Source organism: Halorubrum sp. PV6 (genome assembly GCF_003990725.2).
Lineage (GTDB): Archaea > Halobacteriota > Halobacteria > Halobacteriales > Haloferacaceae > Halorubrum.
In genome coordinates, this window is the sequence record NZ_CP030064.1 from 1 (window position 1) to 14,431 (window position 14,431).

Below are 14,431 nucleotides of genomic sequence, written 5' to 3' on the forward strand. Positions count from 1 at the left end.
CATCCAGTTTACCGTATTGCATCCAGTTTACCGGTCGCTGTCTGCCCCTCCCCCCCACCCCTTCGTTTCGAGTGGAGACGTGGTGTGGTGGGGTGGGGGTCGACGAGTTGGTCCGGTCGGGACGAAGAGATGAACTGTCCCACAAAGAAATCGTCTCTCTGAACATAAAATAAACTAGTAAATGACTAAAATATAGTGTTGGGCTTTGTCGAGGGTACTGTTTTAAGGGGTATATATTAAAACTACCGGTAACATTAGACGCCCCAGACACCCCCACCCACCCAATCTACCGTTCCACCCGAAACAAAGGGGTGGGGGGGCCAACGATACAGACGATATCAGTTCGTGAGATCCCGGTCGCCACGCCGCGGTTGGACCCTCCCAAACACCCTTTCGGTCCGTTGTCCTCGTTTCTCTCGCCCGGCGTTTCCCGTCCAACCGATATGCTTCTCCGGCATATGCCCCTCGTATAGGCTCGACGATGCTGTCTTGCGCTCGCTGGAGAACGTTCCGACCTACAGATTATCGGAGGCAACTCACCCGAAAACAGATCGTAAGGCATCATTTCAACTCCAGAGAGCAACACTTTAGTACCATCTCTTCATCTGGTTCGACTGTATCAACTGGACGTGGTTTAGCATCAATACGACCACAGACCAGTATTTCCGACCGCAGACGGCGTGAGAAGCGGATTGGGAAACCGCTTCCACCTGAAACAGAGGGGTTCACATGAAAGAAGACGACCATACGCCGCAGGCCGACGGTGGCACCAACTCGAACGAACCTGAACCCGACCCAGACGAGGACGAATCGGGCCATAGCAGCGACTCCACCGGTTCTCCTTCGAGTGAAGCGTCACACAGCGATTCGTCGGCTCCCGCCGCTTCAGCCAGCGATTCTTCGGTTACCGATCCCTCACTCACTGCTGACGCATCGGCTTCGCCCTCCGAAGGAGTGAGCGAAGGCGACGCACACGATGGCAATCTCGAGGAACCGACGCGAAACGACGCTGACGATCACAGCCCTGGCGATCACAACGCTGACGATCACAGCCCTGACGACCACGATGCCGGCGACCACGATGCCGGCGACCACGGCGCCGACGCCCCCAGTACCACCGAGGCCGACGGCGAAACCGCTCCCGCCGATTCGGGCACGCCGCCCGGATCGACCGAGAGCGGGGTGCCCGACGCCGAGTCGAAGACCGCGGGATTCGGCAACGGCGGGCGCGATCGTTCGTCGCCCGACGTCGACCTCAACGGCGTCGTCCTCGACGACGATGACGACGACAACCAGGGGCTGTTCGACGACTTACTCTCCGGAGAACCGATATTCGAGAACAAAGAGGTCCTCAGACCCTCGTACACCCCGCACGAACTCCCGCACCGGAACGATCAAATAAATCGGATGGCGACGATCCTCGTCTCTGCGCTCCGCGGAGAGACTCCCTCAAACATCCTCATTTACGGGAAGACGGGGACCGGCAAGACCGCCTCCGCGAAGTTCGTCTCACAGGAACTCGAATCCACTTCCCAGAAGTACGACGTCCCCTGTGAGGTCGAGTACATCAACTGCGAGGTGACGGACACGCAGTACCGGGTCCTCGCGCAGCTCGCGAACACGTTCATCGAAAAGAACCAGGAGGTGATCGACGACCGGCTCGACCGCCTCGAATCGCTCCGCGCCGACGTGACAGAGGCCGGCGAGACAGCGGTCGAAGCGGACGGTACCGGAACCGCCACCGAGGCCCTCAACGGCACCGAGTTCGACTCCGTCGACGACCTCGACGACCGCATCGAGACGCTCGAAAGCGACGCCGAGGAGATGGAAGAAGTCCCCATGACGGGGTGGCCCACCGACCGCGTTTACTCGACGTTCTTCGAGGCGGTCGACTACCACGAGCGCGTCGTCGTGATCATGCTCGACGAGATCGACAAACTCGTCGAGAAAAGCGGGGACGACACGCTGTATAACCTCTCGCGGATGAACTCCGAACTCGACAGGTCCCGGATCTCGATTATGGGCATCTCGAACGACCTGAAGTTCACCGACTTCCTCGACCCCCGCGTCAAGTCGAGCCTCGGCGAGGAGGAGATCGTCTTCCCGCCGTACGACGCGAACCAACTCCGCGACATCCTCCAACACCGCGCCGATATCGCTTTTAAACAGGAAGCGCTCACCGACGACGTGATCCCTCTCTGTGCGGCGTTCGCGGCCCAGGAACACGGGGACGCGCGACGCGCGCTCGACTTGCTTCGAACCGCGGGCGAACTCGCCGAGCGCTCGCAGGCCGAGATCGTCGCGGAAAAACACGTCAGACAGGCCCAAGACAAGATCGAACTCGACCGCGTCGTCGAGGTCGTCCGCACCCTCCCGACTCAGAGCAAGATCGTCCTCTTTGCCGTCATCCTCTTAGAGAAGAACGGCGTCCACAACATCAACACCGGCGAGGTGTTCAACATCTACAAGCGACTCTGCGAGGAGATCGACGCCGACGTGTTGACCCAACGCCGCGTCACCGACCTCATCAGCGAACTCGATATGCTCGGCATCGTCAACGCCGTGGTCGTGTCGAAGGGGCGCTACGGCCGAACGAAGGAGATGGGGCTGTCGGTTCCCGTCGAAGAGACTGAGGCTGTTCTCCTCTCGGACTCCCGACTCGGGGATATCGAAAACGCCCAGCCGTTCGTGCAGGCCCGCTTCGACAACTGACCCGACACGCAACGGCTTCGACACGCAACGGCTTCGACACACACCGATTCGATTTGCGAGTCCGGACTAACCACCTCTCCGAGTTTTGCGTTAAGAAGACCCGATCGCTTCGCGCCGCTCCCTCGCTGTCGCAGTTCACCCGGCGACGACCGCAGCCACATCTCCACCGGAAACGACGGCCTCTGTGTCACGAGCACCCGAGCCGTCGTCGAACCCGTCTTTCGCGTCAACGTGGCGAACGCTCGCGCGCGTCGTCGCTATCGGGCCGGTCGTCGCGACCACATCTCGTAACTCCGCTTGCCCGGTCGCGATCAGCCGCACGTACCCCAAGTACGGCACTCGAACCCGTGCGACGCCCGTCACCCAGTCGGCCTTGACGGGTGCGGCAAGCCCGTTCGCCTGATCGTACTGGCCGTTGTTGTCGCCGAGTGTGATGAACCCGTCGTGGGGTGCGGGACAGTGAGTCAGCTCTCCGCAGTCGGCGGCGCTGTGATACTGGTCGTCTGCGCGGTCATACCAGTTTTCGCCCGCCTCCACTCGAAACATCGCCCGGTGGATGATCGGCGAGGCGGTTCGCCCAGGCGGGCGGTAGATAACCACCGAGCCGTACGACCCGAACGTGCGGTAATCAACCCTCTCACCGATCGCGTGGGTCACCACGCCGACCTCGTTCTGGGCGGCGTCGGGCGCGAGTCGGCCCGGTTCCGTCACGAAGACGAGATCGCCCACCTCCATGTTCGGCTCCATGCTTCCGGACTCGACCGCGACCATCGGCGGCCACACACCGCTCACCCCGAAGAGCAGCAAGCCGATCAACAGGACGATGGCGACGCTGGAGAGCATCTCGCGAATCCACATCAGCGGGCCGTCCATGTCGTTCCGAAACCGGTACAGCAGTCCGTTATCGGTCGCGGACCCGTCGCCGGTGGGGCTCCCGTGGTTCGCCGGGCTGTCCGCTACCTCCTTGCTGTCTGCTCCCCCTTCACTCTCCGCTACCTCTTCGCTGTCCGTCACTACCTCTTCGCTGTCCGTCACTACCTCTTCGCTGTCCGTCACTACCTCTTCGCTGTCCGTCACTACCTCTTCGCTGTCCGTTACCTCCTCGCTGTCTGCTCCCTCTTCACTCTCCGCTACCTCGTCACCGCTACTGCCGTAAGCGGGGCCGGCGGGGGTCGGCTCGTCCTCTGTAATGTCTTCTTCGGTGACGTCGTCGCCCGGAGCAGCGTCTCGCGTGGGTCCGCCGCTCTCCTCACCGTTTCCCGCCGACCCTGTCTCTCGGTCGGGCTCGTCGTCCCGCCCCGACCGATCCCCGTTGTCCATTACATGGCGGTTGACGGGTTTCGCTCATAAGCTTCTGGGTCCCCGGTCGGAAAACGACGGCCTCCGGAACCGTTTTGACCGGCGCTCCCGTTTCGAATGTCGTGCCGCTGGAGTCGAACGCCCGAATCGCCAAGGAACTCGCCAGACACGGCTACAACGCAGAACGCGAAGCCGTCACCCTCCTCGCGAGTGCATCCGACTCCGCCGCCGTCGTCGAATCGGTCGTCGACCGTGCTCCGGCCGACGCGCTCCGGATCACCGCCGACCACGTTCGGGCCGTCACCGACGACCGCGCCGCCACCGACGACCGCGCCGATCCCGCCGCGAATTCGACCGCCACGTCTGCCGATTCGACCCACACGTCTCCTCCAAACCGAAATGGGAACGAATCGGCCTTTGAAGGTCTGAAAGAGGCGTCTCCAGTCGAAACAGGGGGGTCTTCTTCGACCACTCGTGCCGCTTCCAACGGCGAGACCGCCGGGAGCGCGTCCGACACCGCACCCGATCGCACCGACGACGCGCCGCACCACGACCCCGACTTACGAGAACTGACCGTCGGCAACGACATGACCGGTCGGAGCACGGGGACGGGAGCGTACAGCGACTTCGTCCGGACCTTCCGAGACCGGTACGAGCGGCTCTCGAAAGTCCTGCGCGGTCGCGTCAACCACCGCCCGGCCGAGGCTATCGCGGAGATGCCCGGCGGGAGCGACGCCGCGATGATCGGCCTCGTCAACGACGTTCGGTCCACGAAGTCCGGTCATTGGCTGATCGAACTCGAGGACACGACCGGAACCTTCCCCGCGCTGGTGATGAAAGACAAGGGGCTCGCCGACCTCGTCGACGAGATTCTGATGGACGAGTGTCTCGCTATCGAGGGGACCCTCGCCGACGACTCCGGCATCCTGTTCGCCGACTCGCTCCACTTCCCCGACATCCCGCGGACCCACCGGACCGGCGGCGCCGACCGCCACGTCCAGGCCGCGTTGATCTCCGACGTCCACGTCGGCAGCGACGAGTTCATGGCCGACGCGTGGAGCAGTTTCACCGACTGGCTCCACACGCCCGAGGCCGAGCCGGTCGAATACCTACTCCTCGCCGGGGACATGGTCGAAGGCGTCGGCGTCTACCCCAACCAAGACGAGGAGCTGGAGATAGTCGACATCTACGAGCAGTACGAGGCGTTCGCGGAGTACCTCAAGGAGGTCCCAGCCGACACCGAGATCGTGATGATCCCCGGCAACCACGACGCGGTTCGGCTCGCGGAGCCACAGCCCGGATTCAACGACGAGATCCGCGATATCATGGACGTCCACGACGCGCAGATCGTCTCGAACCCCGCCACGGTCACCGTCGAGGGTGTCGACGTGCTGATGTACCACGGCGTCTCGCTCGACGAGGTCATCGCGGAACTCCCCGAGGAGAAGGCCAGCTACGACGAACCACACAAGGCGATGTACCAGCTCTTAAAAAAGCGCCACGTCGCGCCCCAGTTCGGCGGCCACACGCGCGTCGCGCCGGAAGAACGGGACTACCTCGTCATCGAGGACGTGCCCGACGTGTTTCACACCGGCCACGTCCACAAACTCGGGTGGGGGAAGTACCACAACGTCCTCGCCGTCAACTCCGGCTGCTGGCAGGCCCAGACGGACTTCCAGAAGTCGGTCAACATCGACCCCGACTCGGGGTACGCGCCGATCCTCGACCTGGACACGCTCGATATGACCGTCAGAAAGTTCTCGTAGCGCTCGTCGCGCCCGCCGGCCGAACGCGCCTCACCGCTCGATGTCGACGCGCCCGCTCGTCGCGCTGTTGAGCCGCTCTGTCAGCGCGTCCACCTCCTCCACCGGAACCCGGAGCGCGAACCGGACCCGCTCGTCGTAGTCGGCGTCGAACTCGACGCCGGCCGACTCGATGACGCCGCGAACGGTCCCCGAGTCGTCGTAGGCGGTCTCTACGACCAGCCGGCGATGGGGCCGCTCCTCGACGACGCCCGCCTCGTCGACCCCGTCTTTCACCCCGCGCGAGTAGGCGCGCGCGAGCCCGCCGACCCCGAGGTTCGTCCCCCCGTAGTAACGGGTCACCACGGCGACGACGTTCCGGATCTCGCGCTGCTGGAGGACGTTGAGCGCCGGCTTCCCGGCCGATCCGGTGGGCTCGCCGTCGTCCGAGGAGTACTCCCGGAGCATCCCCTCGCCGTCGGGCGTCCGTTCCGACGCCTCGCCGGCCGGAACGCGGTACGCCGGCACGTTGTGGGTCGCGTCGTCGTACTCGCTCCGGACGCGCTCGATGAACGCCTCGGCCGCCGTCACCGAGTCGGCCGGCGCAACGTGGCCGAGGAACTCCGATCCCCGCACCTCGAACGTCGCCGTCGCCGCCTCGGCGACCGTCAGGTACGTCTCGCTCATGGGCGCTACGCCGAGTCCCCCTCGGCGCGCTCTCCGTCTCGGCGTTCGAGGACGACGCTCGTGGGCGGCGCGAGCCGGTACAACGCGAGGAACGCGACGACCCCGACGATTTCGGCTCCCTTCCCGACGATCGCGAGCGGCTCCGCCGCGAGCGCATTTATCAGGCTCCCACTGTGCCAGCCGACGTAGCCGACGAGAAACGCGCCGAGGGTCCCCGCGCCCAGCGCGTACAGGCGTCGGTACTCGTCCGCGCGCAGCGTCGCGACGGCGACGGCGACGGTGAAGACGCCGGCGAGCAGGAACACGTACGGGCGCGCGTCAGCCGGATCGCCGAGTCGCGGCCACGCCCACAGCAAGTGGACGGTCGCGCTCAGCGTCGCGGTCTGTGCCGCCACCGCCCGAAGCAGCCGTTTCCGTGTCGCGTCGCGGCCGGCGTACGCGCGGTCGGCCTCGCCCTCCGCGTCGCCTTCCGCGGCGTTCTCCGCGTCGCCTTCCGCGGCGCCCTCCGCGTCGCCTTCCGCGGCGCTCATCGCGCGCCTCGCGCGGCCTGTCCGGTCATTCCCACGGGTGATTCCCCGGCGTATCGGGCCACAGCGGGTACCAGTAGGACTCGTCGGCTTCGAGGCCGAGCTCGCCGTCTAGAACGGATTGGAGTTTGAACTCGACCTGCTGGTTCCGGTCGCTCGTCCCGTCCGGCGCGAAGGGGTAGTACCCTCCCCGGCGGAACGAGTAGATCCAGTAGGCGTCGACGCCGTCGCGTTCGAACCCGAACACGGCCGCGAGCAGGCGGGAGCCGAACCCCTCTTCGATGAACTGGTCGGCCGCGAAGTGAATGCTCGTCACCAGGTCCTCCGGGTCGTCGTCTTCCAACACGAACCACTGGTAGCCGTGATTGTCCTCGTATCGGTGGAATCCGGTCCCGGTGTCGATTTCGCCGGCCTCTAAGATCGCTTCGACCGTCTCGACCGCGTCGTCGAACCGCGTGCTGTCGACGCCGGAGAAACACAGCGCGGCCTCCCCGCAGTGGTCGTAGCCGAGGTCGGCCTCCATCGTCATGTACGCGGTCGACATCCCGAACAGATCCTCGGGGTCGGCCTCGCGGGTCGCGTCCGTCTCGGCGCTCGTTCCGAGCACGGCGCGGATCGTGTCGAAGATACCCATCTATGGAGCCGACTACGCGACGCGGGGTTTAGGGGTTTGCGTCGGAGCCGGACTCCGTTCGACGCCGGCGCTACTCCGCCCGCTCCTCCTTCTCGACGCGGTCGAGGTACGCCAACACTCCCCGCGCGTTCAGGCTGGCGTCGGCTCTGGCGCGCTCCGGGTTCCAGAACTCCACGTGTCGGCTCGCCTCCTCGAAGTGTTCCACGACCGCGTCGTCGTCGTCCAGCGCCTCGCGCTTCTCTCGGACGGCTTCGACCCACTCGACGTACGCCCGCTTCGCCTCGCCGATCAGCGACGGGTCGTACTCGCGCGGCCCGAAGTGACCGAAACAGAGGTACGCCGGATCGAGCGCCTCGATCGCGGACAGGTCCCTGAGACACTGGTCGAGATCGAACTGCGGCGGCGGCGCGGTCGGTCGGACCGAATCGACTTCCGGGACGTAGATCCCGGCGGCGTCGGCGGTGAACACGACGCCGGCGTCCGGCTCGTGATAAAAGGCGTGGTGCGGGGCGTGACCGGGCGCCTCGTGAACCACGAGTTCGCGGTCACCCAGATCGATCCGGTCTCCCTCTGTGAGTCCAGAAATGCGGTCTTCGGGGACTGCGACGGGTTCGTCGTAGTACTGCCACTGGTCTCCGACAGCGGATTTCGTGCCGGCGACGAGCGTGTCCGGATCGACGAGATGTCGGACCCCCTTTTCAGGCAGGCGAACCGCGGCGTTCTCGTAACGCTCGGCGAGGTGACCCGCGCCGCCCGCGTGGTCGAGGTGGGCGTGCGTGGGGAGCATCCACGCGACCGCCTCGCGGTCGATGCCTATCGCCTCGACCGTCTCGAATAGCGACTCGCGGTTCGCGCCCGTGCCAGTGTCGATCACGGCCGGGCGCTCGGTGTCGTACACGTACACAGCGCCGTACTCGTCGGTGTCGTACATCCCGGTGTCGTGGACGTACAGGTCGTCGACACCCCGGACCGGCTCGAACTCGCCAGCGTGCATACGGGGAGGACTACCACGCGGCACCTTTTAGCAATCGGTCCGTGAGCCGCCCGTCACGTGGCAGACGCTTATGGTCGCGCCGCCCGATGGGACCGTATGCGCGCGCTCGTCACCGGAGCCACGGGATTCGTCGGGAGCCGACTCATCCCCACGCTCCTCGAACAGGGACACGAGGTGGTCGCGCTCGTCCGCGACGCCGACAGCTACGCGCCGCCGGCGGGCGTCCGCGTCGTCGAGGGGGATCTGCTCGAACCCGACACGCTGCCGCCGGCCTTCGAGATCGACGGCGACCCCGTCGACGTCGCCTACTACCTCGTTCACTCGATGGACGGCGGTCCGGGGTACGAGGAGCGAGACCGCAACTGCGCCCAGAACTTCGTCGACACCGCGTCGGCGGCGGGGGTCGACCGGATCATCTACCTCGGCGGCCTCGGCGAGGACCGCGAGGCGCTCTCCGAACACCTCAAGTCCCGCCGGGAGGTCGAACGCATCCTCGCGACCGGCGACCCGGCGCTCACGACGCTGCGGGCGGCGATCATCGTCGGCGCCGGGAGCGCGAGCTTCGAGGTGATCTACGGGCTCGCGAGCCGACTCCCGGTGATGACCACGCCGAAGTGGGTCGACACCCTCTGTCAGCCGATCGCGATCGACGACGTGGTCGAGTACCTCGTCGGGACGCTCGACGCCCCGGCGACCGCCGGCGACACCTTCGAGATCGGCGGCCCGAACGTGTTGACGTACGCGGAGATCCTCCGGCGGACCCGGCACCAACTCGGGCACACGCTGCGTATCGTTCGCGTCCCCGTGTTGAGCCCGGAACTGTCGGCGAAGTGGCTCCGGCTCGTCACCGACGTGAACCCGTACCTCGCCCGGTCGCTCGTGGAGGGGCTCCGGAACACCGTGATCGTCGAAGACGACCGGATTCACGACCACGTTTCGGTCGACCAGACGCCGTTCGAGGTCGCCGTCGCGCGGGCGATAGACGAGTTGAAACACCCGGAACGACGGACTGACGCCGCCCAGACGCCGCGAACGGGGGACGGCTCGCCCGCCGGGTCCGGCGACGAAACGCCCGCGGGGAAGCAGTCGTGAGCCGAAACTACGGCGAGACGTGGGTGTACGAGAGCCTCGTCGGCGGCATCCCCGGTTTAAACCTCTCCCGGACGCTCGCGGTCGCGATCCAGTTCCTCCTCTTCGAGGTCGGCGTGCTGGCGCTCGGCTGGTACTACGAGCTCTGGAGCGCCGTCCTCGCCGGGACCGTCGCCGTCGTCGTGGCGGCCGTCGGAAGCGTGGAGATGCACCGTCTCGGCGCGATCAACCGGCGACTCCCGACGCCGGCCTCACACAAGCGCCTCCTGTTCGGGTCGAGCATCGAGATCGTCCTCGGGGTGCTCGCGTTCATCGCGCTTGTCACGTACATGATCGCGTGGGACGGCGCCCTGATCGAACGCCTGTTCGGCGCCGACCCGCCGCTTCCGGTCGTCTACCTCACGCTTTTGATCCTCTGGGACCTCACCTATCGGATCGGGACCTCTTGGTGGAGCGCGGTCGTCGCGCTGTGGCGCGCGGTGCACGTCGACCTCCCGCCGGAGGCCACCGCCCGAGCGCGCCGACTCGACGCGGAAAATGTCGCCTTCTCGACGCTCCAGTTGGCGCTCGTCCCCTTCCTGCTCGCAGAGCCGGTCCTGCTCGGCGCGGTCGTCGGTCACGTCCTCGCCGTCGCGCTCGTCTGCTCCGCGGCGATCATCCTGTCGTGACCCCGGCGGTGTGACTCGGCGATGGCTCTCTCGGAGTCTGGCTCCGTCAGACCGGAAAATAGCGGGGACCGAACCGCCGGCTCACTCGCCTTGCAGTTCTTGGAACTTGTCGAGGAGTGCCTCCGTGGAGTCGCCGGAATCGTACGTGAGCGATCCGGAGTACTCCGGCCGCTCGGCGTCGAAATCGGCGTCGACTTCGCTGGTCTTCTTCTCACGACGCTCGTGTTCGGCCTCGTCATAGGCACCCATTGACATGGTACACTCTCCCTTTGGAACTGTCAGTAATATATGTGTCGCCGACATTTCGCGGTGGGGCAGCGTTGGCCCCACCGGAACCGATTAATCGCGCCGTGCGATAGCTTCGATGTGGCACAACCGCTTCGATTCAGACGCGCTCCCGGCCGGTGGAGCGCCGACCGCGTCCGCTCACAGCTCAAGCGTCCCCTCGACGACAACCTCGGGGCGACCGCGAGCGACCCGTGGTTCTCGCCGCCGCCCGGCTACGAGGCCCGGCGATTCGACATGGACGACGGCTCGTTCGCGCTGTTCTGTTGGACCGACAGCGACGACGACCCCCCGCCGGCGGCCACGCCGGGGCCGGTCGGCTACTGGATCGGAAACACGGAGACGCCGAGCGAACTCTGGCGGACGGACAAGTACGGCTTCGACGAAGTGCCGTATCCGGTTTCCCGGTGGGGGCAACGGGAGCTCCTCGCCGGCCTCCACGACGACGAGCCGTGGCTCGCCGCCTACCCGCACGTCTCGTGGTTCTTCCTCCCCGTGTTCTGTTCGAAGGACGGGGCCGAGACGACGCGGGCGTTCTTCCGGGACCACGCCGCCGGCTTCCCCGAGGCTACCCGCGCGGAGGGGACCGGGTTCGTCGAGGAGACGCTCAGGTCCGGCACCCTCGACGACGAGCGCGAGACGATGGCCGGGAAGCTCGGGACCTCGGCGTCGATGGACCTGGTCCGGATGAACGCCGCCATCGCGGAGTTCACCGCGGCCCGCATCCTCACCGACGCCGGCTACGCGATCACGCCCGAGATCGAGGTGACGACCGGCCACTCGCTCGACTTCCGAGCCACGGACCCGAACACCGGATCCGCGTGGCTCGTCGAGGTGACGCGCCCGCAGCCGGTCTCCGGGCGCGCCGCGAGCGACCCCGTCGCGGCGGTCCGCGACACCGCCGAGACGAAGACGAGCGGCCAGTTAGAGGCACACGGCGGGGGAGTCACCCTCTTCGTCGACTGCACGTCGTTCCCCGCCGACGACTGGGCGGTCGTGCGCGACGCGCAACCGCAGGTCCGACACAAGCCCGCTGTCGTCCTTCGCGCGCGCCCGGACGGTCACGTCGAAGGCTACCAGAAGGGAGCAGTGCCGCTCGACCTGTCGGACGCGATCGAGTGGGTCTGAGACGGCCGCTCCATCGTACGTCCGCTCTCGACCGAGGGCCGCGTCGCTCTCGGAGCGAGCGTGTGAAAAAACGGAGTGTGGTTTCTGCGGCCTCTCAGAACGACACCGGCGTCGGGCCGTCGTCCGTGCCGGTCGTCGGGTCGCGGTCCGAGTAGAACCGCCGACCGACGCCACGGTGGCAGACGCCAGCGCGGAGCGTGGTGAACACGTCGTCCGCGTTGTCGAACGTCTGGTCGCCGAATCGCTCCAGCACGTCTCCGAGACGCTCGGAGCCGTCTGCGAGCTCTACGGTCGCGTTTCCGTGGGCCGCGATCAGTTCTTCCGAGGTCGTCGGATATTGGTGCCGTTCGATCCGGTCGTCGACGCCATTCAAGCGCATCAACTACTCCAAATCGCCGATGGTTCTTAATGATTGTCCATGCACAACCTTAGTCCGAGGAATCTCCTTAAATTGCCTTATATTCCACGTGCCGGCAGTCCCGACCGCCGACGCTTAGTGGCGGGTCGCCGAACGACCGGCATGGACACGGACCGGATCGTCGCCGACCTCCACGCGCACACGACGGTGTCCGACGGGACGATGACGGCCGACGAACTCGTCGACGTCGCCCGCGACGCCGGCCTCGACTGGGTCGCGATCACGGACCACGACCGCGTTCACCCGGCGCTCGACGCCCCGGTCGTCGAGCGCGACGGGGTCAGCGTCGTGCGCGGTATCGAACTCCGCGTCGACGCCGGCTTCGAACGCCTCGACCTCCTCGGGTACGGGGTCGAACACACCGACGCGCTCGACGCTGAGATCGAGCGCCTCCAAACTGACCGCCAGCGCCGCGGTGCGGCCATCCTCGACCGCGTGGAGGACCGACTCGGCGTGGAGCTCGGAGTCGAACCGCGCCCCGGCCTCGGGCGACCGCACATCGCTCGCGCCATCGCCGAGTCGTCGGCCCCCTACGACTACGCCGGCGCCTTCGACGAGCTGATCGGCAACGACGGCCCCTGCTACGTCGCGCGCGAGGTGACGGCTCTCGAACGGGGGGTCGAACTCCTCCGCGACTCCTGCGCGCTGGTCGGTCTCGCGCACCCGTTCCGCTACGAGGCGGTCGACGACGCGCTCGACGTGGCTCGCACACTCGACGCGATAGAGCGGTTCTACCCGTACGGGCGCGCGGTCGACGACGCGCGCGTCGAACGTGTTGCCGCCGAGAGCGACCTCCTCCTGACGGGCGGGACGGACGCGCACGAACGCACGCTCGCCGAGGCGGGGCTGACGGCCGAGGCGTTCGCCCCGGTCCGCGAGCGGCTCCCGAAACCCGCCTCTTCCGACGCCGAGGCCCGCTGACGGCCTCGATTCGGGGACGTTCCCGATCGACAAACAAGGTTAAGCCCGGCCCCGACAGAGCTGCAGGTATGCGGTGTCACTACTGCGACCTGGAGGCCACGTACGAGGCCGAGCAGAGCGGCGTAGTCGTCGGCCTCTGTGAGGAACACTTCAAGGCGCGCGTAGAGGAACTCGCGGAGTCCGACACGCTCGCGTCGCTCCGCGATAAGATCGACATCGAGTCGTCGGAGTAGCCGGCGTCCAAAACGCGCCGTCGGCCCTTCCTCCCCGCCTTTCGCCGCTCGCTATCGGTCGGTCCGCCGCGGACGGATCATAAAAGACGGCTCGGAGCCAACGCGTGTGTATGCACCCAACCGACCGGCCGCGGCGGCTCAGAACCGACGGCGTCCGGCCGCTCGTGAGCGAGACCTCGCTTTCGGCCGCGGACCTCGTCGCGCCCGTCTTCGTCGACGCGACGACCGACGAGCGCGTCCCCATCGAGACGATGCCCGGCCACGAGCGCGTCCCCGTGGACGAGGCCGTCGACCGCGTCGAGGCGATCCGCGAGACGGGCGTCGAAGCCGTCATCCTCTTCGGAATTCCCGACTCGAAAGACCCCGAGGGGAGCCGCGCGTACGCCGACGACGGGGTCGTCCAGCGCGCCATCCGGGCGATCACCGCCGAGACAGACGCGTACGTGATCGGCGACGTCTGCCTCTGTGAGTACACGGACCACGGCCACTGCGGGGTGATCGAGGACGACGCCGAGACCGACCCGACGCTCACCGTCGAGAACGACGCGACGCTGGAACTGCTCGCGGCGACCGCGGTCTCACAGGCCGACGCGGGCGCGGACATGGTCGCGCCCTCCGCGATGACGGACGGGCAGGTGCGGGCGATCCGCGAGGCGCTCGACGAGGCGGGCCACGAGGACGTGGCGCTCATGAGCTACGCCGCCAAGTACGAGTCGGCCTTCTACGGCCCGTTCCGCGACGCCGCCGACGGCGCGCCCGCGTTCGGCGACCGCCGCCACTACCAGATGGACCCCGCCAACCGCCGCGAGGCGCTCCGCGAGGCGCGAATCGACGCCGAGGAGGGCGCGGACGTGTTGATGGTAAAGCCCGGACTCCCCTACCTCGACATCGTCGCCGACCTCCGGGCCGAGTTCGACCACCCGGTCGCCGCGTACAACGTCTCCGGCGAGTACGCGATGCTCCACGCGGCCGCGGAGAAGGGGTGGCTCGACCTCGAAGCGACCGCACACGAGTCGCTGCTGTCGCTCAAGCGGGCGGGCGCGGACCTCATCATCACGTACTTCGCCGAGGACCTGGCCGAGCGGTTATAAGTC

General features: G+C 66.6%; 15 protein-coding genes. 8 read left to right on the forward strand and 7 right to left on the reverse strand.

Annotation, left to right across the window (positions count from 1 at the left end; all coding sequences use genetic code 11):
* Nucleotides 1–729: 729 nt before the first annotated feature.
* A complete protein-coding gene (locus tag DOS48_RS00030) occupies nucleotides 730–2,712 on the forward strand; it encodes a Cdc6/Cdc18 family protein (protein ID WP_127116317.1) in 1,983 nt (660 codons plus the stop codon).
* Between the two features lie 135 nt (nucleotides 2,713–2,847).
* Here the strand turns inward: DOS48_RS00030 and DOS48_RS29295 are convergent, their stop codons facing one another.
* Complete coding sequence (locus tag DOS48_RS29295) at nucleotides 2,848–4,032, reverse strand: S26 family signal peptidase (protein WP_244629347.1); 1,185 nt, start codon at nucleotides 4,030–4,032, stop codon at nucleotides 2,848–2,850.
* A 101-nt stretch (nucleotides 4,033–4,133) separates the two neighbouring features.
* Between DOS48_RS29295 and DOS48_RS01070 the strand changes: the two genes are divergently transcribed.
* Nucleotides 4,134–5,777 (forward strand): DNA-directed DNA polymerase II small subunit, encoded by a 1,644-nt coding sequence (locus DOS48_RS01070; protein WP_127116318.1) that lies wholly within the window; start codon nucleotides 4,134–4,136, stop codon nucleotides 5,775–5,777.
* A gap of 30 nt (nucleotides 5,778–5,807) precedes the next feature.
* Here the strand turns inward: DOS48_RS01070 and DOS48_RS03285 are convergent, their stop codons facing one another.
* The 4 genes from DOS48_RS03285 to DOS48_RS04460 form a co-directional block, all read right to left on the reverse strand.
* Nucleotides 5,808–6,440: a YigZ family protein gene (locus tag DOS48_RS03285; protein WP_127116319.1), complete on the reverse strand. Its 633-nt coding sequence runs from the start codon at nucleotides 6,438–6,440 to the stop codon at nucleotides 5,808–5,810.
* Nucleotides 6,441–6,445: 5 nt separating this feature from the next.
* Nucleotides 6,446–6,970, reverse strand: coding sequence for a hypothetical protein (locus tag DOS48_RS03620; RefSeq protein ID WP_244629348.1), 525 nt, complete (start codon nucleotides 6,968–6,970; stop codon nucleotides 6,446–6,448).
* 25 nt (nucleotides 6,971–6,995) lie between these two features.
* Nucleotides 6,996–7,601 (reverse strand): hypothetical protein, encoded by a 606-nt coding sequence (locus DOS48_RS04365; RefSeq protein ID WP_127116320.1) that lies wholly within the window; start codon nucleotides 7,599–7,601, stop codon nucleotides 6,996–6,998.
* A gap of 70 nt (nucleotides 7,602–7,671) precedes the next feature.
* Nucleotides 7,672–8,595 (reverse strand): MBL fold metallo-hydrolase, encoded by a 924-nt coding sequence (locus tag DOS48_RS04460; protein WP_127116321.1) that lies wholly within the window; start codon nucleotides 8,593–8,595, stop codon nucleotides 7,672–7,674.
* Nucleotides 8,596–8,691: 96 nt separating this feature from the next.
* Here DOS48_RS04460 and DOS48_RS04625 point away from each other — a divergent pair, with 96 nt between their 5' ends.
* Both DOS48_RS04625 and DOS48_RS04980 read left to right on the forward strand, forming a co-directional pair.
* A complete protein-coding gene (locus DOS48_RS04625; protein WP_127116322.1) occupies nucleotides 8,692–9,687 on the forward strand; it encodes an NAD(P)H-binding protein in 996 nt (331 codons plus the stop codon).
* A complete protein-coding gene (locus DOS48_RS04980) occupies nucleotides 9,684–10,352 on the forward strand; it encodes a hypothetical protein (protein WP_127116323.1) in 669 nt (222 codons plus the stop codon). The genes DOS48_RS04625 and DOS48_RS04980 overlap by 4 nt, the downstream gene beginning before the upstream one ends.
* 81 nt (nucleotides 10,353–10,433) lie before the next feature.
* On the opposite strand, the gene DOS48_RS05000 is transcribed toward DOS48_RS04980, so the two are convergent.
* Nucleotides 10,434–10,601, reverse strand: a complete 168-nt coding sequence (locus tag DOS48_RS05000; RefSeq protein ID WP_008005688.1) for a DUF5786 family protein — start codon at nucleotides 10,599–10,601, stop codon at nucleotides 10,434–10,436.
* 117 nt (nucleotides 10,602–10,718) lie between these two features.
* Here DOS48_RS05000 and DOS48_RS05040 point away from each other — a divergent pair, with 117 nt between their 5' ends.
* On the forward strand, nucleotides 10,719–11,765 hold the full coding sequence (locus DOS48_RS05040; protein WP_127116324.1) for a DUF5784 family protein: 1,047 nt from the start codon (nucleotides 10,719–10,721) through the stop codon (nucleotides 11,763–11,765).
* Between the two features lie 94 nt (nucleotides 11,766–11,859).
* Here the strand turns inward: DOS48_RS05040 and DOS48_RS05130 are convergent, their stop codons facing one another.
* The gene (locus DOS48_RS05130; protein ID WP_127116325.1) at nucleotides 11,860–12,144 is read right to left on the reverse strand and encodes a DUF2795 domain-containing protein; all 285 of its coding nucleotides are present in this window, start codon (nucleotides 12,142–12,144) and stop codon (nucleotides 11,860–11,862) included.
* Nucleotides 12,145–12,285: 141 nt separating this feature from the next.
* Between DOS48_RS05130 and DOS48_RS05160 the strand changes: the two genes are divergently transcribed.
* The 3 genes from DOS48_RS05160 to hemB all read left to right on the forward strand — a co-directional run bounded on the left by DOS48_RS05160 (nucleotide 12,286) and on the right by hemB (nucleotide 14,428).
* Complete coding sequence (locus tag DOS48_RS05160; protein WP_127116326.1) at nucleotides 12,286–13,104, forward strand: PHP domain-containing protein; 819 nt, start codon at nucleotides 12,286–12,288, stop codon at nucleotides 13,102–13,104.
* Between the two features lie 68 nt (nucleotides 13,105–13,172).
* On the forward strand, nucleotides 13,173–13,337 hold the full coding sequence (locus DOS48_RS05185; RefSeq protein WP_168654229.1) for a DUF6757 family protein: 165 nt from the start codon (nucleotides 13,173–13,175) through the stop codon (nucleotides 13,335–13,337).
* A gap of 110 nt (nucleotides 13,338–13,447) precedes the next feature.
* A complete protein-coding gene (hemB, locus tag DOS48_RS05260; protein ID WP_127116327.1) occupies nucleotides 13,448–14,428 on the forward strand; it encodes a porphobilinogen synthase in 981 nt (326 codons plus the stop codon).
* Nucleotides 14,429–14,431 lie beyond the last annotated feature (3 nt).